Below are 26599 nucleotides of genomic sequence, written 5' to 3' on the forward strand. Positions count from 1 at the left end.
TACCTCTACATACATAGGTTAATAGATTGGTTTGCTACTTTTTTAGATTCAATTCATTTCTCAAAAATTACTCATTATATAAGCTATCTTTATATTTATTCATATACGTTATTTTTTGTGGTTCTGATAACATATTTATTGCCATCCACACATTCTTTTTCATTTCTAATTTTTGCATTGGTATCTCTTTTAAAAACTGATTACCTATAATCGCTTCCATTTCTTCATCAATTCTTTGTATAAGATTTTCTTCTGGATTATTTTGCAAAGAAGTATTTTTCAATCCCCATTTTGTTATTATAAATTCATTCGTTTTATTCATAGGATTAATAATAGTAGCTTTACTAGTTAATCGTTTTTTTATTTCATCATGATAGATTTTAATTCTATATCCCTCTTTTAGTGGAATGATATCTTTTACAATTGTTACATTTGTTCCTTCCATTTCCTTCGTATAAATTTTTTCACCTTTTTCATTAAAGACCTCTATCGATGCATATTTTTCACCTACATAATAGCTATGAGGCGTTTTAGTAGTAACCGTAAAAATAGCTCGATTTTGCTCTAAGTCTGTATTTAATACGGCAAACTGGTCATCTCCTAATCCTAGGAATTGAATCGTTTCATTTACCAACTTACTCACTTTCATTTCGTTAATATCAATCTTTAGACTATTATCTTTTTCTTTTACATAGGCATAATACGAACTGAAATGGTACATACTATTCGTTTTCCCACCTGAAATTTCAACCGTATACACTCCATTTGGTACGTCTTGTAAATTGATATCTGTTGTTTCAATTGTTTTCTCTTGAATAACTGTATTCCCTTCTTTTAATTTAATTTTTCCTCCTTTTAATGTATCTATTTCATTTGTATTTAAATGGATATGCAAATTCCCTTTTAGCCCAAGTGGAGCAATTTGCTGATTCGTAACTATTTCGAAGTTGGAGTTTATCGGAATATCAGGATCAACTATAGCTCTTGCTTTCGCTAATTGTGATTCAGGCACTATATAAGCTAAAGAAGTAACAGCCGGAAAACCTTTCGCCCTATTCATCTCTATTTGTTTATGATTAAGCTTAAAGCCCCATCTTTCAAAAACAGGTGTAAAATCAACTTGTCCATTCTCACTATAATACTGATTCATTAAATCTGGTAAAGAATGGTCACCTTTTTTGAAAGCAGCATTGCTAGCTAGTTTTCGATAACCTTGATACATTTTTGCAAATGCTTCATCGCCAGCTTTTTGTTTCGCCATCGTTAAAAGAATAAGTTTTTGTCGTAAATCTAAATCATCATAATTTTTATTTTCTTTCATTAAAGCATTATATAAATTCCGTTCTACCTGTTCCTTTTTCCCGAAATTAAACAACCAACCAACTTGATCTGCTTTTTTGCCGTATTTACTATATTGATATTGAACACCAAATAGATTATTAGAAACTTCTCCTGTAAATATTCCTTGATTATCAAAACCAGCTTGGTATCCATGAGCGATTTCATGTAAAGTTCCCCAACTTAGTTTATCTAACCACATCTTTGTACTATCTGTACTATTCGCTGTCCAATTTGTGCCATAATAGGCACCGCCAGCACCAGATATATCTGCTTTTAAGAAATAACGATTTTGACTTTTTTTATTTTCAAACGTTGAGCCATCTAAACCAATAATTGAATCATACATCACAAAAATATCTTCATAATACGCAATTAACTCATCCAATGATTGAAAATCTTTTAAAGATCTTACTAACTCTTTATCTTTTTTAGGTACAAATAATTGAAAACTCTCCCCTTGAAGTAACGCATACTCTCCATCAAATTGATCCCATGTACTAAAAAATTGAGATACACTTCCTTGTTGTTTATAAATGGGAAGGGGTTTAGTAGCACTTTCATTCCCTACTTGGTACTCAAGTACAGCGTGCTCTTCACCATACGGAGTATCTATGAAAGGAACTAAAGACGTATCACCTTGGATAGTAACCCATTCATTTCCTACTTGTATGGATTTTTCATTTTTTGAGTCATTAGACAATAAACGTAATGTTAATTTGTCTTTAAAATTAGGATTTGTTTGTCTTACCTTTAATGCTGTATTTCTCTTCAAAATAAATCCTAAATCTTGTCGATCATGATATTTCCCCTTACTTATGCCCGCCTGAAATATCCAAGTAGGCTCTTCTAAACTAGTAATTTTTTTTGCATTTATTCGTTCATCAGCATGTAAGTGTATATTTCCTATGAGGAAAAACATTGTATACATTAGGCCTATAACAAGTAACCTTTTCATTTGCATATCTCCTTCTCTATTTTTTTATATACAAAATACAATAAAGCCCTCCTTCTTCACTTATAATTGTCGTCAATAAGTTACTTATCAGTGTAATTATTATAGTTACATTAACTCATGATTATCAATCATTAAATGTATGTAATTTTGCATATATGAATATTTTGTGATAAATTCCAAAATATCGTATAATTATCAATATTTTTTCAGACATTATTCAATAAAAAAACACGAAGACTCTTAAGTCTTCATGTTTTTTATACATGTTATTACACTTGTGATTGAATTAATTACTAAAATCTTTTTAATCGTAAAAAATCAATTATTTTTAGGCTGATAGCCGTACCTAATCTTTTACAATTTACTCATTCTTTTTGTTCTGTAATATTAAATTTTGAAACCAATTCCGTTAATTCTTCCACCTTTTCTTTCATTTTGTTGGATTGGATTGATATTTGTTCAATTGATTCGGCCTGTGATTGAATTGAATTTACAGTTTGAAGAGTCTCCTTTTTCACATCCGTTGCAGTTTCAGAAACTAGCGAAAGAGAAGCATTTACTTCTTCTGTACCAGCAGACATCTCTTCTGTCGCTGCGGATACTTCTTGAATTTGACCTGTAATCTTATCAATATCTCTCATAATAGACAAGAAGGTTTGATTCGCTTTGTAAGCAGCTTCTTTTCCTTCTACTGCCTTTTGTTGTCCTTTTTGCATGACATTAACTGTATCTTGGGTATCTTTTTGAATGGATTTTATTAAATGATTAACTTCTTTTGCAGATTCTTTAGATTGCTCAGCCAAGTCTCGAACTTCTGCGGCAACCACTGCAAATCCTTTCCCATTCTCTCCAGCACGTGCCGCTTCAATAGCGGCATTTAAGGCAAGAAGATTCGTTTGTTCGGCAATATTAGTAATTGCAGCGAGAGCTGTATCAATCTGTTGTGTACGTGTAACAAGTTTATTTATTACTTTTGATGTTTCCTCGACAACATCATGCACACTATTCATTTGAAGAATAGAGTGATTTATCACTTCACTACCGATATTTATTCGTTCTGTAGTCGTTACTGCTACCTCAGCGACTACTGCTGAAGATTCAGCTACAGTTTGCACCCCGGTTGTAATTTCTTCCATTGAGGATGAGCTCTCCTGAATACTAGTTACCTGTCCTTCTATTTTTGTTTTTACTTCTAAAACAGTCTGTACAACCTCATTTGAAATACTAGACGCTCGATTTGTATCTTGTAATACGCCCTCCGTAGTAAAAATAACCTCTTGTGTTGTCATCTTAACATTCGCAATTAATTGTTGAAGGTTATCTAACATACTATTAAAAGACTGAACAATATGCCCTAATTCATTATTTGCTTTATAAGGAGTACGTGTTGTTAAATCTCCAGCTGCTACTTTTTCCATATCATTTTGTAGTAATGCAAGTGGTTTTCGGATAGTTAATTTAATAACATATCCAATTAATATAATTATTAAAATTGCTAAAATCGAAATACTAACAAACATTATCATTGTATTTTGAGCACTATTATTATTTTCCTTCTGTAAAAGCTCTGCATTATTACTATTATATAAAATCAATTCACGAATTGATTTTATTGATTTTTGCATATTAGGTTCAATCTCTTTTAGATAATATGCATATGCTTCCTCATTATTAGACTTCCCTAATTCTTGTGCTTTCTTCATTTGAGTCCTTAATTCATTAAATGTTTCATGAAACGTGTTATATAATTCTTTTTCTTTAGTAGAAATAAGCTTAGCCTCAAACTGCTTTAAAAGATGATCATTTTCCTTACGAATCCCATCCATTTCTCTTATTAATTCGTTCATTCTTTTTTCATCTTTTGATAACATTATTTCCATAAAGTTCATATTAACGTGATAAAAATTAGATTCTACAATTCCAATCCACTCAATTGGTAGTAAATTATCCTCATACATATTAGAGGAAGTACTTTTCCCTCTTTCTAATCCCCAAAACCCTATTAGGGATAATACTATACATGCAATACTTGATATAGTTATTAATATGTTTAGTTTTGTACCAACCTTACTGTTTCTTAATAATTCCAATTCACTTTCTCCATTCTAATATATAGTTTAAGTAATGTATTTTATACCAAGAATCCCAAAATTACGATGTTTATTTTGTAATATGTAATTTTGCATATCGTCCACTACTGATTCAAAATAACCTAACATTGTAATTTTCGTTTTCCAAAAATTCATGATTATGAACACATCTCATTAATTCTTGAACTTCTTATCCAAAATATCCGCATATACTGTGGCACCAGGGAAAACCATCACTGATATGATATATAAATTACGCTTCCATACAAGACTAGCTTAAAAATATTTTTCTTATTGCTCATTTTTCTATTTCCCCTCTATTAGAAGTACTCCTAGCACATCACACTAATAAAAACGATAGTATTAAAAAATAAGGAAAGACATAATACGTATGTCTTTCCTCTAAAATTGTAATACTCAATATGCTCTTGGCTCTATTTGATTTTCCATTTAAATCCTCACATATCTTTCTTTATAATATCTCCTAACTCCATCCAATTTGTAATACGCGGGATATTGAGATATTGATTGTAAGAAGTAGTTTTTGCATATACATTTATCGGTTTTCCTATTAACGTTTCTAAAACAGCCGGCTTATCATCAAAGAAATAGTTTAATTTTATTTCTTGTATGAAGTGTATTTTTTCTTCATCCTTCATTCCATAGAAAAAGCGATCTTCATGTACCGGAAATCCTTTTTCTATTAACCATTTTTTTGTTTGCTCTCCATGCTCTTTAGGTCGCGCCGTTATATAGTAAATTTCATGTCCCTGTCTTTCTAATTCTTGCAATGTCTCTACAGCATACGGAAACGGTGAACAAGAAGTATAATAAATCTCATCCAGCAAACTATTCCACATATGACCGCCTTCCTCCGAAGTCATGCCAAATGCTTCATGAATTTCAATTGTTTTTAAAGAATGGAATACATCCAACCCTACTTTTTTGTTTAATTTCTTATTATATAAATGAAAAGCATGCTGCCTTAAATCAATTAATGTATCATCGATATCAAATCCAAACTTCACTCTTCATCGCTCCTTTCTGCAATCCATTTATCGGAACATATAAGTAGTTTTTATTCCCCTTATTTCTCATCTTTCCGATATGCTGGATAGCCAATAAATCTATAATCTTTTCCAATCTGGGTAAATGATATATCCTTAAATTCAATTGCATCTTTCATTTTAGTAATACCATTCCCCTCTACAAAACTAGGCGCCAATCTACCTCCAATAATTTTAGGTGCGAAATATAAAATAATTTTATCCATTAGTTTATTTTCAATAAACGAAGCATTTACTTCTCCACCACCTTCAATAAGCAGGGAGGAAACTCCTTTTTCTCCTAAAACATCAAGCATTTCATGTAAGTTTATATGCTTTTCTCCGCTAGTAACAAATACTTTAACTCCTGCATTTTCTAATGCTTTCTTTTTTTCCTCTGCATGATTACTTGTTGTAAATATCCAGGTAGGAGCTTCTCTATCTGTAACAACGTTAGCTTCCATCGGTATGCGTAACGTCGAGTCCAATATTACTCGAATTGGATTTCGGCCATTTGGAATACGCGTTGTCAATGATGGATTATCCTTTTGAACAGTATTCGCTCCTACTAAAATAGCCGCATTTTCGTTTCGTATTTGGTGTACTTCTTGTCTTGCTTCTGTAGATGTAATCCACTTACTATCCGATAAAGACGTAGCGATTTTCCCATCTAATGTAACTCCTGATTTAATCGTTACAAATGGGCGCTTTGTCAAAATATATTTATTAAAGACTTCATTCATTTTTTTAGATTCTTCTTCACACACTCCTACAAGTACTTCAATACCTGCATCTTGTAGAATTTTAATTCCACGTCCAGAAACAAGCGGGTTTGGATCAAGTGTAGCAACTACTACCTTCTTAATTCCTGCTTGTACAATTGCTTCAGCACAAGGCCCTGTTCTACCATGATGAGAACAAGGTTCAAGAGTTACATAAATTGTACCACCACGTGCCTGTTCTCCAGCCATACGTATCGCATGTATTTCGGCATGTGGTTCTCCGGCCTTCATATGTGCTCCGACCCCTACAATTCGATTATCATTTACAATTACAGATCCAACCAATGGATTTGGAGTCGTTTGTCCCTTCATAGCCTTGGCATTTTCTAGTGCTAGCTTCATATACAATTCATGCTCAAGCATGTAAGTGTCCCCCTTCAAAATGTCCAGAACGCTGAATCTTCGTTTGCAAATATTTCTCATTAAACTCTGAGACATCACCCCATAACGGTTCACGACTCGTAACATTTAATCCAGCTTTTTGTAACGCTTCTAATTTTTTCGGATTATTTGTAATAAGTTTTACAGGTTTTGAGCGTAGCGCTTTTAATACTTCAATTGTATCATCATAGTTTCGAACATCATCTTCAAAACCTAGGTTCAGATTAGCTTCTACTGTATCTAACCCATTTTCTTGCAAGAGGTACGTCATAGCTTTACTAAACAAGCCAATTCCTCTTCCTTCATGATTCGCTAAGTAAAATAAAGCACCTGAACCATGTTCTGTAATCATTTGTAAAGACTGCTTTAATTGGAATCCACAGTCACAACGTTTACTACCAAAGATATCACCGGTGTGACAAATACTATGCATACGAATTAGGGCATCTTCAGAATTCTCAAAATCACCATATACAAGTACACTAGATTGCTGCATATCAGCTAAATTAATAGATGAGAGTTTTTCGATAATTCCTTCTACACTATTTGTAACCTCACTACATTGTAACCAAGAATACCATTGAAAAACTTTAGTCTCCCCATATAAATTAATTGGCAATTTGATAGGGCCTACTAAATAAATATCCTTTCCATCTTGATGTATAAATTGAATTTTATCTTCTAACATATGAATTGTATCTGTTGTAACCATTAGGTACCTCCTAGTATAGAGAATCTCTAAAATTCTCTTCCATTGTTATATTTTTTATTGTTTAACTTACACAACGTAAGTGTTTTTACAGATGCTATTCTTTTTTCTCTCAGCTTATATGCAATATGTATCATTACAACTTTGGCCATTTAAAGAAAAGAGTTTTAGTTACATAAAACAACTTAGTTACTTTATGTAAGTGAGTATACATTCGTAATCAATTTACGTCAAGTAATTAATTATAAAAACATTTGTTACTAATAGTAAGATGTTATATAATTTATTTTAGGAGGTGAAGGAAAATGAATGATTCTACATTATGCCCTCGCTTTGAAAAAGGAATGAAATTTTTTAGTCAACGATGGACAGCACTAATTATTTACCAACTTTTTTCTGGATCTCAGCGCTTTTGTACACTTGAATCTTCTCTTCCTGTTAGCGGAAGATTACTTTCAGAAAGATTGAAAGAATTAGAACTAGAAGGAATTGTCGAACGTAAAGTCTTTCCTGAGACACCAGTTCGTATAGAATATTCTTTAACTCAAAAAGGATTTGCTTTAGAAGCTATTATTCGCGGAATAGAAGAATGGTCACAGGAATGGATAGAACTTGAGGAATAACATAAAAGCTTTTTCGTATATAGTTTTAAGTAATCAAATTACAGATACCTATTATTAAAACGCTAATTTTTCAAGCATTTATGAAAAGCTAGCGTTTTTTAATAAATAAAATGTAAGAAATAAAGCAAGGTGATCAAAACGATCACCTTGTTCCCTTACAGATTAAAATAGTGTTTTAAAATCTTTTATTCATACATACTCGATTAATAAAAAAAACGAATAAGCTTTTTTATTAATAAACAGTTTTATTTTTACAATACAGTTAGCTTCCCCTGCTATTTGCGGACAGTAAGACCACCACTGATTAAATTTCCATTTTATTACATTCGAATATTACTTATGAAATTTCACACGCTCTTCAAGTGGTTGGAATTCTTTTTCACCTGGTGCAGCTGTTGGATTACCAAATGGCATTTGTGCAATTAGTTTCCAATTAGCAGGGACATTCCATTCTTGTTTTACCTCATCGTCAATTAACGGATTATAATGTTGTAATGATGCCCCTAATCCCTCTGCTTCTAAACCTGTCCACACGACTAATTGGTGCATACCTGATGCTTGGTGTGACCAAATTGGGAAGTTTTCAGCATATGCAGCAAATTTTTCTTGAAGCGATTTAACGATAGCCTCATCTTCAAAGAATAATACTGTTCCATAACCAGCTTTAAAAGAATCCATTTTTTGTTGCGTTCCTGAAAAATCTCCATCTCCAACTACTTTTCTTAATGTTTCAGTGGTAATATCCCATAATTTATCATGAGCTTCACCAAATAATACAACTAATCGTGCAGTTTGAGAATTGAAAGCGGATGGAGTATATTTCACAGCAAACTCCACGATTTCTTTAATTTTTTCATCCGATACTTGTACCTCTTTATTAATCCCATAGTAAGTACGTCTTTCTTTCAGTGCAGTATAGAAATCTTTTGTCATAATTCCGTTCCTCCTAAGTTTTAATATTCTTCAAAATGATACATCTCGAAGATAATATGCGTTTAAATGAGTTCATTTTTGAATCATTGAACTTCCTAGCACCCATTGCCAGTCATTCTAAATCTAAACACACTGCTTCCTTCAGTTTTCCTAAAAAAAGCCTTATAACATCATTCATAAAATCTAATCATCATTCGGTACTATTTTACCCATTCTCTATTCATGTATCCTGCTTGTTTCATATTTACACAAAGATGAAATGTAGCTACTTTAATCACCAAATTTCACATTAATTTAGAGCATCTTCAATTACAGCAATTTCGCTCACTCGAACAAAACGATGCAATTTAAAGAACATTGCACAATTAAGTACTACCTGTAAAAGAACCCTCTTAGCCGACTATAAGAAAAAATAATAAAAAGCCAAAAACGAACAATAATATGTTCATTCTTGGCTTTTACTTAACCATCACATTTACTTTTACTATTGCTTCAAATGATTTTTAACTGCCCTTATTACCAATTCGTGATCTTCTTCTGGTGGTAATCCTGAAACTGTTATCATTCCAATAACCCCTACGTTTTTTATTCTGATAGGAAAACATCCACCAAACGCAGCGTATTCTGAAGTATCTAAAAGATATTTTTCATTATAGGAGACCCCAGTTATTTCACTTTGTATCTGCATATAATACGAGCTACGATCATGCAGGGAAACGACTCGTTTTTTACGCTCAATCCATTTCGTATTTTCCTCATTTGTCCCTGTCATCTTGAAATGAAATAATTGCACACCATTTTTCGTTATATCAACAGCAATCAATTTCCTCTCTCGCTTTGCTGTTTCAACGATAAATAAACCTAGTTGCAAGGCATCTTCATTTGTAAAAGAGGAAAATTGAAGTGTTTCCTCCTCTTTTAAAATTTGTTTACTTATTTCATTCAAATTTGAAGTACTCATATCTTTAACCTCCATAATTGTTTTATGCCACACCGACATTTTTTCGAAATTATTAGGCCATATAGTACAACCTTTCAATCAATCTGATTCTAAATAAACTACTGTAACATCTTTGGTAACTAGTAGTACCGTAAAGCCTGTTTTCTTCTTACTGGTGCTATTATGAATGACATTCAAAGTTATAAAAAGTACTATTCTACTTATCCCTATCTTACAGAGACTATTATGAAATATATTTAACATCTTAAAAATGTATGTACTAAAGAATAATATTTTTAATCACTAACTTTTTTGATCAATCGTTATAATCCAATTTCATCAAAATTTTTATCAATTATTACACTATCCAACAATAGGAGGAAACAAAGATGGATGAAAATATATCCAAAAGCTGAAAAGCAGTTGAGTCCCTTGAGAGAATAGTTATAATTCACTACATATAGAAATAGACATACAAAAACGCCATCCTTTCCTATAATTCTAAAGAAAGAATAGCGTATTCTTTTCAAAAATGAGTTCTTTTATTGAAAAACTTTGATTCTATATTATACATAAAAGGGCAACCAATGCTAAAACAGCTGGAAGTCCTTGTTTCACAATAATTGATTTATTAGATGTGAAACCTCCGAAAATAGCTGCTATCACCACACAAATCACGAAAAATAATTGGACCATATAACCAATTGGATTGAGCCCAAGTACAAGTCCCCAAATGAGACCAGCCGCTAAAAATCCATTATATAAACCTTGGTTTGCAAACATAATGGCTACGTTTCGATCTCCTTCTAAATGCTTCGGTAATTTGAAAGCACGTTTCGCTACTTTTGAATCAATAAAAAACATTTCAAGGATCATGATAAACAAATGTTCTAATGCTACGATCCCGACTAAAATAGCTGCGATTATTTCCACACTATTCTGCCCCCTACACTCTCTATTCTTTAATATTCTCTACATTTTTTTGCATCTGTAATAGAACATGAATAAGTATTTTGCGCTCTTCTCCACTGATATTTACGAACATTTCCTTCATAAAATGTTCCTTTTCTTTCTTGTTAAAACATTAATTGATATATCAATTATTGATACATCAATTAATATACATCTCTCTTTTTATTTTTGCAAGTTTTTTTGCTCAATTGGTTTTATTTTGTTCCAGCAACTTTAAACCAATTCAAAACATCAGTTCGCATTTCTAGAAATCATAATTACTTTAAGTTCATTCTGACAATCATATTTAACTACATATATAAAAGAATTGAGTTATACCTCCATCAATTTATAAAAATTAATTTTTTCTAAAAACAGATACTTTACGTTTTTTATAGTAATAAAAATCATTTTTTGTTTCAGAGGCAATCCATTTTGTTAGCTTGATGGGCATAGGATAGCACCCAGATGACGAACCAATTATCTTTCAAGAAGACGACTTGAAATCTGGATTTGGTACAGGAGTTGCCTACTTCTCCGATTCAGCTGGTACTAATTTAGAGCTAATTGCTCCAAAAAGGCCATTCAGACGTGAATAGTTAAAATAAATTAATACCGAAACAAGCCACCTTCTGCCTGGAAGGTGGCTGTTTGTCGGCAAGTTGATAAAATGACTAAAAAAGGACAAACTCTCCAATGTGAGAAGTTTGTCCAAAAAGTTATTCGTATTAACTATTTTTACACTAATACGAATAATAGTGAATTAGAATAATGACTTAATACTTGCTAAGACAGTAAGTACACCTACAATAATAACAAATACGTTACTCATTTTCCCTTTGTATTTAGCTAGTACTGGAACTTTTTGAATCGCATACATCGGTAATAGACATAAGATAGCAGCAACTAATGGACCGCTTAGAGAATCAATAAGTCCAAGAATACTTGGATTTGTATAAGCAACAAACCAGCATGATAATACAACAAAAGTAAGGATTACTGTCTTAATTGTTTTTTCTTCAATATCTTTTCCACGTGATTTACCGAACTTAATAATCATGTCACGCATTACTTCAAATGCTCCTATATAATGGCCAAGGAAAGACTTTGTAATAGCCACAAAAGCAATAATTGGAGCTGCAATAGTGATTACAGGCGAATTAAGCTCATTAGCAAGATATGAAAGAATTGATAAGTTTTGTTCTTTTGCCATTTTTATATCATCTGGAGTCAAGCTCAATGCGCTACTCCAAACGAAGAACATAACAACAGCGAATGTCATAATATAACAAACCTTTTGTATTTGCGCACATTTAGCATCAGTGGCTTCGATTCCATACGTAGCTCTCTGTTTCACAACAAATGATGAAATCATAGGTGAATGATTAAATGAGAATACGATGATTGGTAGAATCATCAATATCGTCCCAAAATAGCCTGTTCCTGTTGAAGCAGTTGAAACAGCTGAAAAACTAAGCATTGACGTATTCCACTGTGGAATTAAAGATATTGCAATAAAAAGTAGAGAAACTATGAAAGGATACACTAACATACTCATTACCTTTACAGTAATATCTTGACCAAAATTTAGTATAGCGATAAGACCAAGAACTAATACAAGTGATAAAATAGCCCTTGGAGGTTCTGGCATGTGCAATTGATGCACGATAAAACTACTTGCAGTATTTGTAAGCGCAACCGAATACATTAGTACGATTGTATAAATTGAACCGAAATATACGATGTTAAAAATGATACTCGCTTTATTTCCGAAATACTCTCTAATTGTACCTGTGATCCCCTCATCAGCAGAATTAGAAGCGTATATCATTTTAGCAAGCGCCCTATGTGAGTAGTACATAACTGGATATGCAAGTAATGTAATTAGTAGTAAAGATAATAAACCACCTGAACCTGCATTAATCGGTAAAAAGAGCACCCCTGCTCCAATTGCAGTTCCAAATAGACTCAGTGCCCATGTAGTATCCTGCTTATGCCACTTTTTCGGATCTGCATATTGCTCATTTTTTCGTGCGGTATTTTCAGCTTGAACTTCTATTTTCTTTGCAGTATTCCCGTTCATATAATAACTCCCCCTTGTATCTATTCCTGCATCTCTCTTTGCATCTAACAAATATTCCCTTTCTGGAAAATGAATTCCTTACAAGTTGCCCCACATTGTATGTCCTTCATCATAATGAATCCAAATTGAAACATTCACTAATTAGCGTCCTAATATAATTGTTAGCGTTCACAAAAAAGTTTACTCGTAATATCCGCTCTTTATATAAAGACCCCTTAAGAGAACAATATAGAATAGACTTCATAAATACGTTGCAACATTTCTAATAACAGTGTATTACTTTAATGGTTTCTCTTTTTTACTTTTAACAGTAATTTTAGCTAAACCGGCCTCTCTTCATTTGCGAGGCATTTCTTTCTCAATTCTATACATTACCTTCATAACTTCGGTAGCACTGATGATATTGCTTACACAAGCCACTGAAGCACATTACATACATTTCGCCTCTAATCACACACCTTTCTTACTAATAATCGCATTTTTTATATTTTCTCCAGAGATAATAAAATTTCTCTCGACGCCCTCATTATAACGTGTATATTTATAAAATTAATATTTTTATATTTTCAGAAATATTAAAGAGGAATAATTTTATATGGATAATATTTTACAGTTAGCATGTAGCCATTGTTTTTATCGCTTAAAGCTGAATTAGTTATTAAAAAAATACAATAATACATTGTTTTTCTAGGTGACTTATTATAAAGATACTTATATCCCCTTTTATCAAAAAATCTTATTTTAAACATAAAAGATATTCTAATAAATAATTAATGTAGGTAAAAAGAAAAAAACCCCAAAATACAAAAACCAAATTTTAGGATATATATTATTAATATTGAATTCATATACAATTTAAAAAGCTACACTGAGCAAAAAGCAAAAAAGCTGCCCCATATGGACAGCTCATTTACATAATTATCGTTATCAGGAATACACAAACAAATCACTTCAATATCATCTTAATTGTAGTTTGTTCGGCTCTTCTTCAGGGATATCTCTATGTTTGTAATGAATCGTTTTTACATCATTTCCTTTTATGCGAAAAGTAATTGTGTCCTCTCCATAAGGCGGATTGTGTGCACCCTCAAAAGTTTAAATTTTAAAATCCCTCATTAACTAGCTCTTTTATCGAGTTTAATTTTGAAGAAAGCTCGATAAACCATTCTTCATCCCCTGTTAATAATGCAAGATCTATAAGATAAAGGATTTGTTCCTTATTTATTACCTTTGATTCAGGGAGTTTGTTAACGTGTTTACTAAAGAGTAAAATCGCTTCGTTTATTGTGTACTGGCCGTCACGTTTCACAATACTAACTGTAACTATATCCTCTACATCATCAAGTGATACAATATAACCAACTATTAATTCACCTTCATTTGATATTCCACGAACCCAATCTCCTACTTTTAAAACATGATTATTATTTGACATCATACCGTTTCACCTTCCTATAAATATTTTTTGTGACGATAAAAAAGATATAAAAACAATTATACTGTAATATTTTTCATTACATTTAAGTGTTAAGAACTCACGGCTATATAATAATTAAGCCGCTTAACGCTCTTGATTGATAAGGTCAACAACTTCTTTCATTGTATAATTCTTTAAGTATTCACCTAGATGCTCTTCAGCACCTAAGAAAATAGCGAAAAGAACTTTTCGCATGTTCGAACCTACAACACACTGATTGTTTGATTCTGGACACTTCGGCTGCAAAGCACCTTCAGAGGTTATCTGATAAATATGCCAAAGATTAATTTCATCTAAATCGCGAGCGAAAATAAAACCGCCACCAGTCCCCTCTTTCGATTGTATAAACTTATGTTTTTTTAACAAACTTAGTACTTTGCGAATGCGTACTGGATGTACACCTGCACTTTCTGAAATAGCATTACTTGTTGACATCCGATCTGGCTGTAAAGCTAAATAAGTTAAACTGTGTATGGCCAAGGTAAAGTCGCTGTTCATGATTTTCCTCCTACGATCAAAAATATTGTTTCTCATATATTAACTGTATCCATAAATATTACAGATAGGTTAGAACATTAAAACATATAGAATACTTCTTGCCATAAAAAATTAATTCTCTTATATTCTATCCGGTCCCACCTATATCTGATAACTTCATTTAGCTTTTTAAGTTGAAAATAAAATTAAACACTCCACTGTTTCTTCACTTGTTCTTCTGCCAACTGTTTAATTTTTGTCCAAATCGTATCTTTACTCACAATAACATTTGTTTGATAATTTCTATCATTATAATTAACTGTAACACATACTTCAATCATCTTCTGCTTCCTCCTTTCAAAAAACTTTTTCTAAAAATACTACTTATTAATTGGCCAATTTTTGCAATTCAATGTTCAAAAACGTTCGAACGCTACGTGGTAAAAATTTACGAATTTCTTCCTCATTAAAACCAATCTGCAATCTTTTCTCGTCCAGCATAATTGGGCGACGTAACATTAGTGGATGCTCAATTATTAATGTATAAAATTCATTGAGCGAGAGCTCCTCAATATTTATATTTAAGTCCTGAAAAGTTTTCGATCTAGTTGAAATAATTTCAGTAGCCCCCTCTTCAGTTAAACGAAGAATCGATTTAAGCTCATCAACTGTCATAGAATTTGATACGATGTTTTTTTCAATATAATCAATTTGATGCTCTTCAAGCCATGCTTTCGCTTTTCGGCATGAGGCACAGCTTGCTGTTGTATATAGAATTACCATATTTCACTCACTCCTTTAATGTTATGAAACGTACATTTTAAACATCGGTTATTGAAATGTATTAAAAAAAATTACAGTTTAGAATCAAATACAAGCAATATTATTTATTCGAGAATATTTAATTTATCTACATTTTACAGACGATAACAACTCACTTCTAAAAACTATACTGTAATTTTAAACTTTACAGTTCTATAAATCAAATGTTAAGTCTTGGATTCATTCTATTAACGTATAATAGGAGCAGTTGAGACAATACTTGCCTCAACCGATTTTTATATCTCTTTATAATTTTTTGCAGTAATGACTGTTTCAAACTCAAAGGTTTCGGGTAGATGATCTGCATAAGAATATTCAAAAGTTCGTCCATCCGTTAAATAAGCTACTTGTTCAACTCGCATTAGGAAATCCTGATTTGTTAAGTTCATAAACTGCTTTTCCCTATCATCTGGGCGAATTCCTTTAACCCTGACAACAGATGTCCCTACTTCAAGACCAAGTTTATTTTGAATATGTGAGTATATCGACTCCTCTAAAACAGAAGCCTCAACACCTGGGATAACCGAAATTGGCATCCATGTATGCTCCATAATCGTCGGAATGCTGTGAATGATGCGGAGGCGAATGATTTTATAGACGAAATCACCGATTGAAACTCCCAATTTCTCAGCAACTACTTCATCAGCCCCAACAATCGCAAACTCGATAATTTTACTTTCTACCTCACTGCCGTATACAGCTTTCGTACCCGTTAAAGTTTGAATCATTCGTGCCTTTTCCTGTTGACGCCAATCTTGCACCACTGTTCCACTTCCGCGCCGGCGGATGATGTAGCCATCTCTAACTAATAGATCCAGCGCTTTCTTAATAGTAAGGGCTGAAACACCAAATTCTTCAGCAAGGACGGGGCTACTCGGAATTTTTTCGTTGATTTTATATTCACCGTCTAAAATTTGCTGTTTAATCTTTTGATAAATGCCGAGGTATTTTACTTGTGTTGATTCGCTTGCCATTTTCATACCTCCTTTATACTGCAAACTCTCTTCTATTCATTCAAATGTAAAGCCTCAAGTTTGTAAACTGAAGGTGATGGGGCAGCAAATCCATTTTCTAAGATTTCTATATTCGTTACCGCTTCTTCGTCTTTCACAAGTTTTGGTGCACCATTTATAATTGTTTCATACGCGGCATCATAGAAACGACCGTAATCACCAAGCGGCGTTTTAATTTGTTTTTCAATCCAGTCACCATTTGCATTACGATATTTAGCAACTCCATAGTACATCGGTGAATCTTCACCAAACCCTGCACTCTCAGGCATAATCCCCGCTTTCAAATCATTTTCCTGCTGATCTTCACCATATTTAATAAATGATCCATTTGTTCCATGAACGATAAAGCGTGGATAATCTTTTGCTACGACATGGTTCGTTTTCAGCTTAATCTTCAACTGATTTCCGTAATGTAAACCAACATCGAAATAATTATCAACCGCACCTTCCATTTCATTATTACGAATATCGTATGTCACCGTATCTGGACGGCCGAATAGTGAAATCATACGGTCCATCGTATGAATACCTAAACTGTAAAATGAACCTTCTTCTTTTGGAGCTTCATGAGTGATTGAACCAGGACGGAAATAATCAATATGTGATTCAATCTCAATAATATCACCAAGGAATCCTTGTTCAATTACTTGCTTCACAGCTAAAAAATCACCATCAAAACGGCGGTTTTGATAAGGCATAACTACTACACCTTTTTCTCGTCCTAAAGCTAATAATTCTTTCGCATGTTCCACTGTATCGCAAAATGGTTTTTCAACGATAACTGATTTTCCAGCTAGTATAACTTTTTTTGCTAATTCATAATGCGTATGTGCTGGCGTACAGATCGTCACCACTTGAATTTCCTTGTCATTCAACAATTCGTCCAAATCAGTAGTGAAGTAAACACCTTTTTCCTTATATGGAGCCGCTAATTTCTCATTTATTTGACGTACAAAAATCGTTTTTATTTTTATATTATTACGTGTGTTTACATAAGGTAAGTGATAGCGGTTAGCTGACTTTCCAAATCCAATAAAGCCCATTGTTAATGTCATATTTTTCAACTTCCTTGCTCATAAATTTTCGTTTCTATATTTATTATATAATTTAATTATTAAAAGTATATAGTTTTAAATTTATAATTATATATTAAATAAAAAATCCACGATAAAATTCATTCTCACTATAAGTTATGGACCTATAAAGTGAAACTTTAATCAGTGGGGCGATTTATTCTCTACTGATTATTTACCCGTAAATACCGGGATGAAAAGGAGCGTAATGAACATGGCATATACTACTATATCTATGGAAATTTTCGGATCACCTGAACAAGTATGGCAATTAATAGGAGGTTTCAACTCCCTTCCAGACTGGTTACCTTATATACCTAGTAGTAAATTAACTGAAGGCGGTCGTGTACGTCATCTAGCTAATCCAGATGGTGATACAATTATAGAACGCTTAGAAGTATTCAATGATAAGGAACGCTACTACACGTATTCAATCATGAATGCACCGTTCCCGGTCACTAATTATTTATCTACAATCCGGGTGAAAAAAGGTACTGAAAGTAACACATCATTAGTAGAGTGGTCTGGTACGTTCACTCCTGTTGAGGTTAGTGATGAAGAGGCAATAAATCTGTTTCATGGTATATACAGCGATGGACTGAAAGCATTGCAGCAAGCATTTCTAGATTAATTCATGTAATTGATTGAGACGAAAAAGTTAATTAACAGTCAAACATTCGACTTTGTGGTTAAGTTCATTATGAAAGATAAACAAATACAAATTTCATGCCTGCTTGTTAATGACAAGAAATAAAAAATACTACCTCCAAATGGAAGGTAGTATTTTTTTATTAATCAGGAAAAACAATTAATCCCTCTTCTTTTTCCTCCTGTTTTAAATCTTCTTCTGGGAAGGTTACAGTTGAATTTTTATCACCTGTTCTTTTTGTTTCTTCACCTGGAAATACGAAAGTTGAATTTTCTTTTCCTTCATTTTTTTCTACGTTATCTGGAAATACCATAGGATCATTGGTAGTCAAATCACTATGAAATCCAAGGTTAGACAAAATCGCTTTTAAATCTGGTAAAACCCCTATTTTATCAGATGATGGATTATTAGACTTTGTGCCTGTATTAGGATTACTTAAAATTGCCCTCAACTCTTTTGGTGTATATGCCTTACCTAAATGTTCTTTAGCAATCCCTTGAATTGATACAGCAGCCCCAGCAATTATAGGCGAAGCGCTAGAAGTACCACGGAAGTTAGAAGTATAACGATTCATTATATTCTGATCTGTAACTTTTTGCCCTTTACTATTTTGATTTTGATATGTATCTAATGTATCAACATACTCTCCCCAACCATATACATCAATTCTACTACCATAGTTAGAGAAACCTAAACGTTTATGAGGAACTCTTGCAGTAGATGCTCCAACTATAATAGCTCCTGAATCTTTAAAGTCTGGACTATTTCGATTTAAAATCTGTTTACCATTACGGTCTTTAAATTCATCTAAATCAATCCCACCATTACCAGCTGCTTCTACAATAATAATGCCTTTATCTGTACCTTTGCGAATTGCGTTAAATATACTCGGGTATACTTCTACTGGTAAAGGGTCATCTCCATATCCATCATATTTAAAGGATTCTTCTATTAATAAAACATCTCCAGCCTGTAAAGAATCTACGGCACTTAAAATAGCATCTCTTACATCGATTCTCCCATTATCTCGGATCACTGAAATTACTTTTGCCTTTGCTTTTGGTGCAATCCCAATGTTCCCAATCCTATTGTCAGCTGCAGAAACAACACCTAGAACTGAAGTACCGTGAGAAAGATCATTACTCATTTTTCCAGACATAAATTCAATATTTTGACCGACTAAATCTTCATGATTTAATAACCAGCCTTCTTCCAAATCTACAAAGGTTGCTCCTTGACCATCTCCTCCTTTAATTCCCCAAGCATAAGGAGCATTAATTCCTAAAGGTGCCTCTTCAAGATATCCCTGTCTCGAAAATCTAGGTTCATCATAAGGATTGATTGATAATACAGGCAATCTCGAGCTAGTTGTTGTGTTTATACTCTTATTAGAACGAAATTGTATTTTACTAGAATCGTTATTGGCAGCATGTACTGTATTTGTTACAAATGTCGTACCTACCCCAGCAAAAGTTGTAATTGCAAGTGATGATACCAACATACCTTTAAAATTTTTCATCTTTCCACCTCTAGTTTTCTATTAGAATTAACATATTTAATAATGTGTATGAACCAAAAATCTTTTTATCTTATTATAAAAATTAATAGATTTTTATAACTTTTTGATTTACATAAAAACTCCTTTCATTCTTGTAATTCAATGTGTATATTTCAAAATAACAAACTAACTGTAACTATTATAGTTACACCTTTATTGATTTTCAACTACGAAATATAAATTTTTAAAAATAAATTTATATTACTTTAAAACAGAGCTAACCTTTTACGCATATAAAAAAACAAAATATCTGTGCAAATTACAGCGGTGAATAAGTTTATAGACTGCAAAAAAACAAGAAAAAGCAAAACACTAAGTGCTTTGCTCCTTATAAAATTCCTTTTAACTTTTCACCAATTAACCTCGCTACATACTCATAGCCTTCTGGTCCAAAGTGTAATCCATCTTTTTCACCATTTTCTACAAATCTTTTATAATCCCGTTCTTGAATCATTTCAGCGAATACGTTTAGAAAATAACTTCCTGTTTCCCTCGCCACTTTCTCCACCACGTCTGCATACTGACCAAGCACTCTATTTGTTCTATTACGCTGTCTTTCTTCATCAACTGGTGCAGGACTAATCAGTAGTACTTTATCTGATGAAATATGGTTCACAATCTTCTCTAAGTTTTCTTTATATGCTTGTAATGACACTTGAGAAAAAGAAACTGCATCATTCGTACCAAGAAAAACTGTTACGAAATCTGGTTTATATGATATTACATCTTCTTCAATCCTATGTAACGCATCGAATGTATTATCCCCTGGAACACCTGCATTCACTACTTTCCACTTCGGAAACATCTCTTGCAAACGTGGTGTTAATCTCGGCATTCCATCAAAAAATGTTTCATCAGCTGTAATACTATCTCCAAAGCACACTAACGTTTTCATTAAGCTACTCTCCTTTTACGTATGAAACAACTTTCCTTCTATTGCTTTTATATATCTTTCAGCAGAACGTTCAACTGCCTCATTTGCATTTTCTTTTACTACTCGATGAAAAGCATTGTATAAACGATTAAACTGTAACGGCTTCACTCGGTTCACCATTTCTTCCACTTTTCTCGCTGGTAATGGAATTAAGTTTGGATAGCTATACATAAAACTTACCCACCGCTCATCCGCTACAACTTGAATAATATCACCTGTTAACAAAATCCCTTTTCCATCATTACCTTCTTCCCAATGCAATACAGAACCACCACTAAAATGTCCTCCAAGACGATGTACAGTAATCCCATCCGCTAATTGTAAAGACTCACCAGACCAATAAATAATACGACTACTTGGGCGCATCACCCATTCTTTATCATCTTCATGTATATAAATTGGTACATCAAATGTCTCTGCCCATTCTACTTGCGTTGAATAATAATGAGGATGAGACAATGCAATTGCATCTAATCCACCAAGCTCTTTTATTTTCGCAATTGTCGTTTCATCTAAATACGTAATGCAGTCCCATAGTAAACGATATGACTCTGTTTTCACTATAAATGCCGTTTGACCGATCGCAAATCCTGGTTTTGTCGTAATACTATAAAGTCCATTTTCCTCTTTGATTATTTCATTTTTATATGTATCATCTGTTTGCAAATTTTCTAAAGTCGTCCAAGACTGCCCTTTCGGATTCACATATTGCCTCTCTTCATCACAAATATGACAACTCACCGGTTCCTCTACACTCGCTGCATACTGCACACCGCACGTTGTACAAACGAAATTTTTCATCATAATTCCCCCTATCCCTATATTTTTATTAAGCTGATTTTTGTTGATAATAATCTACTTTTTTATTTTCAATTAATAAACTTATAAAAGTAAGTAAATAGGCAACTGTAACCGATAATGGAATTACAGTAAATCCTTTTTCGCTTCTGCAACATTCATCTCACTATCTCCCCCAAAATATTTGTACTAAAAAGTCACCTCAACCTCACCCATCCAATAACGCCAAGCTGCTAAATAATCTTCTAAATCTTTCGGGTGGTGCCGTAAACATGTATCTATACGCAAATATAATCCTATGACTATTTCTTCATATAAATCACGGTCTTTTTTATAAAATACACATTGTTTCATCGCATAACCAATCGTTTCTTTTGTTAAATCTTCCGGAGTTGAACAGAACGCATAAATTAAATCATATATAGGATCTCCTAACACTGGTAAAGGATCAATTACACCGTGCAGTTTATTCTCTTGAAATATAAAATTATGAAATCCAAGATCACCATGCAATAAAAATGGCTCATTTATTCCAGTCCCCCTACTTGGACTATTTGCTAACTTAAAAACCGTTCTATACTCTTCCTCACTTATATAACGTCTTACATTTTCATGAGCTTCCATCACATTTGTCGTTAAAAATTCATTCCAAGATTGAACTGGGCTTTCTTTCCATCCCCAGCCATCAACCTCTGTAGCTACTTCATACTTATTGATAACTTCCTTTACAAGTTTACTAAGAACACTCCGTTTATGGCCTAGTTTGCAAGAAGTTGTGCCCTCAAGGAATGAGTAAACAATATAGCGATTTAAAGGTTCCTTATATAAAAGCTTTGGAAATAATTCGTCCTTTTTATAAAACTGAAGAAAATAAGCTTCTTCACGTATGACATCCGATTCATTCAACTTTATAACGTATTGTTCATCTAACAAATATATAGTACTTGTCGTTCCCCCGTTTAATGCTTTTACGCTATTTGGATAATGTGAAATAACTTTTTCCTTAACTAGTTGTGCAGTGATTATTGAAATGTCCATTCTCTCACCCTTCAACTCCGAATATTTCCTTAATTCAAAAGACAACTTTACTATTATTTGACAAACAAAAGTAAAATCCTTTCAATCGCCCTGATATAACAAACAACAACTTTATTTTATTACAATGACTTTCTTCAATATTCCATTTATGATAACGTGATTTTATCACTCTAAATGCTCTTCATATACTCTAATAATTTCTATTGCAGGGTCTCTGTCTTGTAATTTATGAGCCAAACTTTCTATACCAAACACTTCTGTAAACGTATGACTACCTACAATTAAATTAATTCCTTTAAATTTCGCATGTTGCACTGTATATAATGTTTTTTCACCTGTTATGTACGTGTCACATCCTTTTTCTAATGCACGTTCAATCAAATTTGTATTATTTCCTGCACCGGTTAAGATTGCAATCCGTTTTACTGGTTTATCGTGATTTCTCCAGCTCTTCACTTTCTCTTCCATTTTTTCTTCAAGTTTTCCAACTAAGTTTGAAAAAGGAATCGCTTCTTTATATTCTCCTATTCCCGGTAGTTCTTCTTCCTCATAGGTTGAATATTCCAGTATTGTATCTATCCCAATTTCGTTAAATAACGATGTACACGTGCCAAACTTTACAAAATCTAACGGTAAATGAATCCAAAAATGATTCATTTCATATTGCTTCAATTTCTCAATACAAGCCTCTTCCATACCAAATAAAAAACTCCACGGCGCATGATGTGTAACTATCATATCAACTCCATTTCGATACGCTTCTTCAATAGTTTCTAACGTTAAATTTGTTGTGTAACCGATTTTGTGAAATTCATCTTTACTTATATAAGTAAAACCATATTCATCATCGCCATATTTATGAAGATGCTCTCCAAATAGTGATGTTATATGTTCATTAAACTGCTTTATATTCATTTTTATTTCTCCTTTCATTTACTTTTATATTTCATAAATAAGGAAATACTAAATTACAACGTTACATACATATAGGAGGACAATATGAAACCTGAATTTTTAAAAGCTGTACATGATGCAATCGGAAATGTCGAACACATTCATATAGAAGAAAGCGGTGCTGACAGCTTACTTATCCATCATGATGATGCACAGCAGTTACAACAAGTCGCTAAAACGCTAGAAAATAACAATTTTCGCTCTGCTTTAAGAACAACTGGAAATGCTTCGTATATTGAAGTATTGAACAGATAATGAAAGTCCGGATGTATGCCGGGCTTTCTTTTTTATATTGAAACTTCAAATTCTTTCACATACACCGCTGTTCCAGCAATATCAATTTGTAAATTCGCATCCCCTTCAACTTTCGTTACATACACCGTTACACGACCATCTTTATGTATTTCCTGTCCTTGTTCAACAATTAACTCCATTTCATGGTCAAAATCTTTTTCCAAATACATCGCATAATACGCCCCCATTACACCTGAAGCTGTTCCTGTCACTGGATCTTCTATCGTTCCAGCATAAGCCGATGAGAAATGACGTCCATGCATTTGTGCTAGTTCATCATAAGTATCTAGACAAATTGGGTGAATAGAAGCGTTAGGTATTTCTTTTAATACTGATGGAAACATCTCATTGTTAGGCTTCATTCTCTCACACGCATCTAGATTTTTAATCGGTACAATTACTGTCCAATTACCAGTACTTCCATATACAATCGGTAAACTTACATCTAAATCATTTACTTCTAAACCGATACTATGAGCTAATTCTTCTTTTGAACCCGTAAATTCTTTAAACTGAGGTGCTGCCTGCCTCATTTTAATAAAGGTTTCTCCATTTTCTTTTACACCTATTTGTATCGGTAAAATCCCAGCCTTCGTTTCAATCATAAGGTTACTTTTCTCTTCTAATAAACCTTTTTCGCGCAAGGCATATATCGTTCCTACTGTCCCATGACCACATAAATCCATTTCAAAACCAGGGGTAAAATAGCGCATTCTTATATCTCCTACTTCTGAGGAAAGAACAAAAGTTGTTTCGTTATATCCAACTTTTTCAGCAATAATTTGCATTTCCTCTTCCGTTAATCCATCTGCTTCTAATACAATACCTGCTGGATTTCCCTTATTTGGTTTATTCGTAAATGCGTCGTAATGAAATACATTTATAGTCTTCATTTTCTTTTCCCCTTATTTGTCCATTTCTTTATTTTTATAATCAATAAGAAAATCCATCTAACCAACTTTCATAATCAGCTTTTTGAAATGGACGTATAATGAGTCTATCCGTCTCTACTTCTAGCTTCATTTAATTTCATCCCTCAAATTATTAATTGAATATTCTTTATTATCTTACACAAAATACAAAATCTAGTAAATTATTATGTTTTTGATACATAAAAACCCAGTCATGCTTTATACATAACTGGGTTCTCCATTATTTCATAATTTTCTATTTCACAAGAACAGCATCTCGTAATTCCCTCTTCAACACTTTCCCTAAAGCGTTTTTCGGTAACTCATCTATGAATACCACTTCTGGAATTTTGTAACTTGCTAACTTCTCCTTACAATACTGAATAATACTTTCTTCTGTTAATGTTATTTCGCCATCCTTCACAATGTAAGCTCTTGGAACCTCTCCCCAAAAGTCATCTGGAACTCCAACTACTGCAACTTCTAAAACACCATGTATTTCATGAATAACATCTTCTACTTGATCTGGATATACATTGTCACCACCGCGTATAATAACGTCTTTATATCTTCCCATAATATGCAGGAATCCATCATCATCTATCATGCCAGCATCACCCATGTTAAACCAGTTATCTTTTACTACCTTCTTTGTCGCCTTTTCATTATTCCAATATCCTTTAAACATGTATGGACTTTTCACATGAATCTCTCCAACTTCATTTGTTGTTAGTTCATGTCCTGTTTCTGGGTGAACAATTTTCACCTCTACATTTTTCAAGGTCTTTCCTACAGAAGACATCTTTTCTTTTCCCATCATTGGATGCCATGAGGTTACAACCCAACCTTCTGTACTACCATAGCCTTGCACCATATATATGCCTTTTTCCATATATTTTTGAATGAGTGTTTCTGGCACTTTTGTACCACCGCTTTGTGCTACTTTAAAGGTTGAAATGTTACGTTCTTTTTTATTTAGTTCATCAAGCATGTAACTATAAACGGCTGGGAAAGCAAGCATCGTAGTAATTTTCTCTTCTTCAATCTTATCCCAAATAAGAGCAGGGCTCGAATCAGCTAAGAAGATCATCGTAACGCCATGATAAATACAATTTAAAATAGAAAGCACGCCACTCATATGAAACAATGGATGCACAGATAAAAAGCGTTCACCTGCTGGGATTTCTCTTTGTCCCGCAATTTCAGCAAAATAATGATGTAAGTTTTTATGTCCAATTACACATGCTTTTGCCTGTCCAGTCGTTCCTGATGTAAACAAGTAAATGGCATCGTCTTCTTCATGAACTTCTACGTTCGGTTCTGTCGTTGGCTGTTTTTGCAACTCTAATTCAAATGAACCAAAGTCTTCTTTTGTCGTTTGAATTACATAAGGAATTTCTTTAACAGCATCAACCTTTAATAACACTTCATTAAATTCTTCATCAATAACTAACACTTTTAATTTCGCTTCTTTTACAATCGTTTCTAATTCATAAACAGTCAGCTGATGATTTAGCGGAATAAATACCGCTCCAATTTTTAAACTTGCCATCATAACGCTTGGAAATGGGTGATTATTTTTGCATAGTATTCCTATACGATCTCCTCTTTGCACACCATTATATAACAAATAATGTGCAAACTGATTTACTCGTTCATTATATTGCTGAAACGAATATCTTTTCTTCCCCCCTACAAGCGCTTCCAAATTTGGTGATTGCATTGCTCTCTTTTGTAATAATTGTCGCATCGTTCTCAAGTAAAACT

The 26599-nt window shown here is 33.0% G+C and carries 25 protein-coding genes and 4 pseudogenes; 4 read left to right on the top strand and 25 right to left on the bottom strand.

The window, feature by feature from the left end:
* Positions 1-67: 67 nt before the first annotated feature.
* The 5 genes from EBQ15_RS11770 to EBQ15_RS11790 form a co-directional block, all read right to left on the bottom strand.
* Positions 68-2296, bottom strand: a complete 2229-nt coding sequence (locus tag EBQ15_RS11770) for a putative mucin/carbohydrate-binding domain-containing protein (protein ID WP_000826243.1) — start codon at positions 2294-2296, stop codon at positions 68-70.
* A 365-nt stretch (positions 2297-2661) separates the two neighbouring features.
* On the bottom strand, positions 2662-4386 hold the full coding sequence (locus EBQ15_RS11775; RefSeq protein ID WP_000422010.1) for a methyl-accepting chemotaxis protein: 1725 nt from the start codon (positions 4384-4386) through the stop codon (positions 2662-2664).
* A gap of 458 nt (positions 4387-4844) precedes the next feature.
* The gene (locus tag EBQ15_RS11780; RefSeq protein WP_000668223.1) at positions 4845-5414 is read right to left on the bottom strand and encodes a 5' nucleotidase, NT5C type; all 570 of its coding nucleotides are present in this window, start codon (positions 5412-5414) and stop codon (positions 4845-4847) included.
* Positions 5415-5473: 59 nt separating this feature from the next.
* A complete protein-coding gene (gene ribD / locus EBQ15_RS11785) occupies positions 5474-6577 on the bottom strand; it encodes a bifunctional diaminohydroxyphosphoribosylaminopyrimidine deaminase/5-amino-6-(5-phosphoribosylamino)uracil reductase RibD (RefSeq protein WP_000889427.1) in 1104 nt (367 codons plus the stop codon).
* Positions 6570-7307 (bottom strand): GTP cyclohydrolase II, encoded by a 738-nt coding sequence (locus EBQ15_RS11790; RefSeq protein WP_000258865.1) that lies wholly within the window; start codon positions 7305-7307, stop codon positions 6570-6572. Before EBQ15_RS11790 ends, ribD begins: the two co-directional genes overlap by 8 nt.
* A 302-nt stretch (positions 7308-7609) precedes the next feature.
* Between EBQ15_RS11790 and EBQ15_RS11795 the strand changes: the two genes are divergently transcribed.
* Positions 7610-7927: a winged helix-turn-helix transcriptional regulator gene (locus tag EBQ15_RS11795; RefSeq protein ID WP_001000104.1), complete on the top strand. Its 318-nt coding sequence runs from the start codon at positions 7610-7612 to the stop codon at positions 7925-7927.
* A 333-nt stretch (positions 7928-8260) separates the two neighbouring features.
* Here the strand turns inward: EBQ15_RS11795 and EBQ15_RS11800 are convergent, their stop codons facing one another.
* The 3 genes from EBQ15_RS11800 to EBQ15_RS11810 form a co-directional block, all read right to left on the bottom strand.
* Positions 8261-8860, bottom strand: coding sequence for a nitroreductase family protein (locus EBQ15_RS11800; RefSeq protein ID WP_000158938.1), 600 nt, complete (start codon positions 8858-8860; stop codon positions 8261-8263).
* 484 nt (positions 8861-9344) lie between these two features.
* On the bottom strand, positions 9345-9860 hold the full coding sequence (locus EBQ15_RS11805; RefSeq protein ID WP_114556391.1) for a heme-degrading domain-containing protein: 516 nt from the start codon (positions 9858-9860) through the stop codon (positions 9345-9347).
* Positions 9861-10361: 501 nt separating this feature from the next.
* The gene (locus EBQ15_RS11810) at positions 10362-10733 is read right to left on the bottom strand and encodes a DUF1304 domain-containing protein (protein WP_000402471.1); all 372 of its coding nucleotides are present in this window, start codon (positions 10731-10733) and stop codon (positions 10362-10364) included.
* 482 nt (positions 10734-11215) lie between these two features.
* Here EBQ15_RS11810 and EBQ15_RS11815 point away from each other — a divergent pair.
* A pseudogene (locus tag EBQ15_RS11815) lies at positions 11216-11350 on the top strand (VOC family protein); the annotation flags it as partial.
* 164 nt (positions 11351-11514) lie between these two features.
* Here EBQ15_RS11815 and EBQ15_RS11820 read toward each other — a convergent pair.
* From EBQ15_RS11820 to EBQ15_RS11855, 8 genes and pseudogenes are all read right to left on the bottom strand, one after another.
* Entirely contained in the window at positions 11515-12834 is a 1320-nt protein-coding gene (locus EBQ15_RS11820) for an aromatic amino acid transport family protein (RefSeq protein ID WP_001014190.1), read from the bottom strand.
* Between the two features lie 957 nt (positions 12835-13791).
* Positions 13792-13929, bottom strand: a pseudogene (locus tag EBQ15_RS11825) (DUF3888 domain-containing protein); the annotation flags it as partial.
* A 7-nt stretch (positions 13930-13936) separates the two neighbouring features.
* Positions 13937-14272, bottom strand: a complete 336-nt coding sequence (locus EBQ15_RS11830) for an IDEAL domain-containing protein (RefSeq protein ID WP_000987462.1) — start codon at positions 14270-14272, stop codon at positions 13937-13939.
* A gap of 123 nt (positions 14273-14395) precedes the next feature.
* Positions 14396-14809 (bottom strand): Rrf2-family transcriptional regulator SaiR, encoded by a 414-nt coding sequence (gene saiR, locus EBQ15_RS11835; RefSeq protein WP_001083465.1) that lies wholly within the window; start codon positions 14807-14809, stop codon positions 14396-14398.
* Positions 14810-14994: 185 nt separating this feature from the next.
* Positions 14995-15129, bottom strand: a complete 135-nt coding sequence (locus tag EBQ15_RS11840; protein ID WP_000573532.1) for a BA3454 family stress response protein — start codon at positions 15127-15129, stop codon at positions 14995-14997.
* A 46-nt stretch (positions 15130-15175) separates the two neighbouring features.
* Positions 15176-15571 (bottom strand): transcriptional regulator SpxA, encoded by a 396-nt coding sequence (gene spxA / locus EBQ15_RS11845; protein ID WP_000236190.1) that lies wholly within the window; start codon positions 15569-15571, stop codon positions 15176-15178.
* A 275-nt stretch (positions 15572-15846) separates the two neighbouring features.
* Entirely contained in the window at positions 15847-16584 is a 738-nt protein-coding gene (locus EBQ15_RS11850; RefSeq protein WP_000135693.1) for a GntR family transcriptional regulator, read from the bottom strand.
* Between the two features lie 32 nt (positions 16585-16616).
* Positions 16617-17678 carry an oxidoreductase gene (locus tag EBQ15_RS11855; RefSeq protein WP_000176636.1) on the bottom strand — a complete coding sequence of 354 codons (1062 nt, stop codon included), beginning with the start codon at positions 17676-17678 and terminating at the stop codon, positions 16617-16619.
* A gap of 232 nt (positions 17679-17910) precedes the next feature.
* Between EBQ15_RS11855 and EBQ15_RS11860 the strand changes: the two genes are divergently transcribed.
* Positions 17911-18327 carry an SRPBCC family protein gene (locus EBQ15_RS11860; protein ID WP_000332041.1) on the top strand — a complete coding sequence of 139 codons (417 nt, stop codon included), beginning with the start codon at positions 17911-17913 and terminating at the stop codon, positions 18325-18327.
* A 160-nt stretch (positions 18328-18487) separates the two neighbouring features.
* Here EBQ15_RS11860 and EBQ15_RS11865 read toward each other — a convergent pair whose 3' ends face one another.
* From EBQ15_RS11865 to EBQ15_RS11885, 6 genes and pseudogenes are all read right to left on the bottom strand, one after another.
* Positions 18488-19864 carry a S8 family peptidase gene (locus EBQ15_RS11865; protein WP_002000327.1) on the bottom strand — a complete coding sequence of 459 codons (1377 nt, stop codon included), beginning with the start codon at positions 19862-19864 and terminating at the stop codon, positions 18488-18490.
* Between the two features lie 367 nt (positions 19865-20231).
* Positions 20232-20798 (bottom strand): SGNH/GDSL hydrolase family protein, encoded by a 567-nt coding sequence (locus tag EBQ15_RS11870; RefSeq protein WP_000855198.1) that lies wholly within the window; start codon positions 20796-20798, stop codon positions 20232-20234.
* A gap of 15 nt (positions 20799-20813) precedes the next feature.
* Positions 20814-21641, bottom strand: coding sequence for an MBL fold metallo-hydrolase (locus tag EBQ15_RS11875; protein WP_002000328.1), 828 nt, complete (start codon positions 21639-21641; stop codon positions 20814-20816).
* Positions 21642-21666: 25 nt separating this feature from the next.
* Positions 21667-21783, bottom strand: a pseudogene (locus EBQ15_RS32025) (DUF7010 family protein); the annotation flags it as partial.
* 41 nt (positions 21784-21824) lie between these two features.
* The gene (locus EBQ15_RS11880; RefSeq protein ID WP_000355249.1) at positions 21825-22673 is read right to left on the bottom strand and encodes an aminoglycoside phosphotransferase family protein; all 849 of its coding nucleotides are present in this window, start codon (positions 22671-22673) and stop codon (positions 21825-21827) included.
* A 165-nt stretch (positions 22674-22838) separates the two neighbouring features.
* On the bottom strand, positions 22839-23588 hold the full coding sequence (locus EBQ15_RS11885; protein WP_001022447.1) for a Nif3-like dinuclear metal center hexameric protein: 750 nt from the start codon (positions 23586-23588) through the stop codon (positions 22839-22841).
* Positions 23589-23672: 84 nt separating this feature from the next.
* Between EBQ15_RS11885 and EBQ15_RS11890 the strand changes: the two genes are divergently transcribed.
* On the top strand, positions 23673-23882 hold the full coding sequence (locus EBQ15_RS11890; protein ID WP_000801654.1) for a hypothetical protein: 210 nt from the start codon (positions 23673-23675) through the stop codon (positions 23880-23882).
* Positions 23883-23914: 32 nt separating this feature from the next.
* Here the strand turns inward: EBQ15_RS11890 and EBQ15_RS11895 are convergent, their stop codons facing one another.
* The 3 genes and pseudogenes from EBQ15_RS11895 to EBQ15_RS11900 form a co-directional block, all read right to left on the bottom strand.
* On the bottom strand, positions 23915-24814 hold the full coding sequence (locus EBQ15_RS11895) for a PhzF family phenazine biosynthesis isomerase (protein WP_000849320.1): 900 nt from the start codon (positions 24812-24814) through the stop codon (positions 23915-23917).
* A gap of 46 nt (positions 24815-24860) precedes the next feature.
* A pseudogene (locus tag EBQ15_RS31450) lies at positions 24861-24944 on the bottom strand (GNAT family N-acetyltransferase); the annotation flags it as partial.
* Between the two features lie 144 nt (positions 24945-25088).
* Positions 25089-26582 carry a class I adenylate-forming enzyme family protein gene (locus EBQ15_RS11900; RefSeq protein WP_002000333.1) on the bottom strand — a complete coding sequence of 498 codons (1494 nt, stop codon included), beginning with the start codon at positions 26580-26582 and terminating at the stop codon, positions 25089-25091.
* Positions 26583-26599: the final 17 nt, after the last annotated feature.

Origin of the sequence: Bacillus sp. 2D03 (assembly GCF_003946765.1) — a bacterium.
In the GTDB taxonomy this organism is placed as follows: Bacteria; Bacillota; Bacilli; order Bacillales; family Bacillaceae_G; genus Bacillus_A; species Bacillus_A cereus.

Bases quoted from the DNA above. Each gene is read 5' to 3' on its own strand.
- EBQ15_RS11770 (WP_000826243.1), bottom strand. From the start codon at position 2,296: ATGAAAAGGTTACTTGTTATAGGCCTAATGTATACAATGTTTTTCCTC.
- ribD (WP_000889427.1), bottom strand. From the start codon at position 6,577: ATGCTTGAGCATGAATTGTATATGAAGCTAGCACTAGAAAATGCCAAG.
- EBQ15_RS11790 (WP_000258865.1), bottom strand. From the start codon at position 7,307: ATGGTTACAACAGATACAATTCATATGTTAGAAGATAAAATTCAATTT.
- EBQ15_RS11795 (WP_001000104.1), top strand. From the start codon at position 7,610: ATGAATGATTCTACATTATGCCCTCGCTTTGAAAAAGGAATGAAATTT.
- EBQ15_RS11800 (WP_000158938.1), bottom strand. From the start codon at position 8,860: ATGACAAAAGATTTCTATACTGCACTGAAAGAAAGACGTACTTACTAT.
- EBQ15_RS11805 (WP_114556391.1), bottom strand. From the start codon at position 9,860: ATGTCGGTGTGGCATAAAACAATTATGGAGGTTAAAGATATGAGTACT.
- EBQ15_RS11820 (WP_001014190.1), bottom strand. From the start codon at position 12,834: ATGAACGGGAATACTGCAAAGAAAATAGAAGTTCAAGCTGAAAATACC.
- EBQ15_RS11830 (WP_000987462.1), bottom strand. From the start codon at position 14,272: ATGATGTCAAATAATAATCATGTTTTAAAAGTAGGAGATTGGGTTCGT.
- saiR (WP_001083465.1), bottom strand. From the start codon at position 14,809: ATGAACAGCGACTTTACCTTGGCCATACACAGTTTAACTTATTTAGCT.
- EBQ15_RS11840 (WP_000573532.1), bottom strand. From the start codon at position 15,129: ATGATTGAAGTATGTGTTACAGTTAATTATAATGATAGAAATTATCAA.
- spxA (WP_000236190.1), bottom strand. From the start codon at position 15,571: ATGGTAATTCTATATACAACAGCAAGCTGTGCCTCATGCCGAAAAGCG.
- EBQ15_RS11850 (WP_000135693.1), bottom strand. From the start codon at position 16,584: ATGGCAAGCGAATCAACACAAGTAAAATACCTCGGCATTTATCAAAAG.
- EBQ15_RS11855 (WP_000176636.1), bottom strand. From the start codon at position 17,678: ATGACATTAACAATGGGCTTTATTGGATTTGGAAAGTCAGCTAACCGC.
- EBQ15_RS11860 (WP_000332041.1), top strand. From the start codon at position 17,911: ATGGCATATACTACTATATCTATGGAAATTTTCGGATCACCTGAACAA.
- EBQ15_RS11865 (WP_002000327.1), bottom strand. From the start codon at position 19,864: ATGAAAAATTTTAAAGGTATGTTGGTATCATCACTTGCAATTACAACT.
- EBQ15_RS11870 (WP_000855198.1), bottom strand. From the start codon at position 20,798: ATGAAAACGTTAGTGTGCTTTGGAGATAGTATTACAGCTGATGAAACA.
- EBQ15_RS11875 (WP_002000328.1), bottom strand. From the start codon at position 21,641: ATGATGAAAAATTTCGTTTGTACAACGTGCGGTGTGCAGTATGCAGCG.
- EBQ15_RS11880 (WP_000355249.1), bottom strand. From the start codon at position 22,673: ATGGACATTTCAATAATCACTGCACAACTAGTTAAGGAAAAAGTTATT.
- EBQ15_RS11885 (WP_001022447.1), bottom strand. From the start codon at position 23,588: ATGAATATAAAGCAGTTTAATGAACATATAACATCACTATTTGGAGAG.
- EBQ15_RS11890 (WP_000801654.1), top strand. From the start codon at position 23,673: ATGAAACCTGAATTTTTAAAAGCTGTACATGATGCAATCGGAAATGTC.
- EBQ15_RS11895 (WP_000849320.1), bottom strand. From the start codon at position 24,814: ATGAAGACTATAAATGTATTTCATTACGACGCATTTACGAATAAACCA.
- EBQ15_RS11900 (WP_002000333.1), bottom strand. From the start codon at position 26,582: ATGCGACAATTATTACAAAAGAGAGCAATGCAATCACCAAATTTGGAA.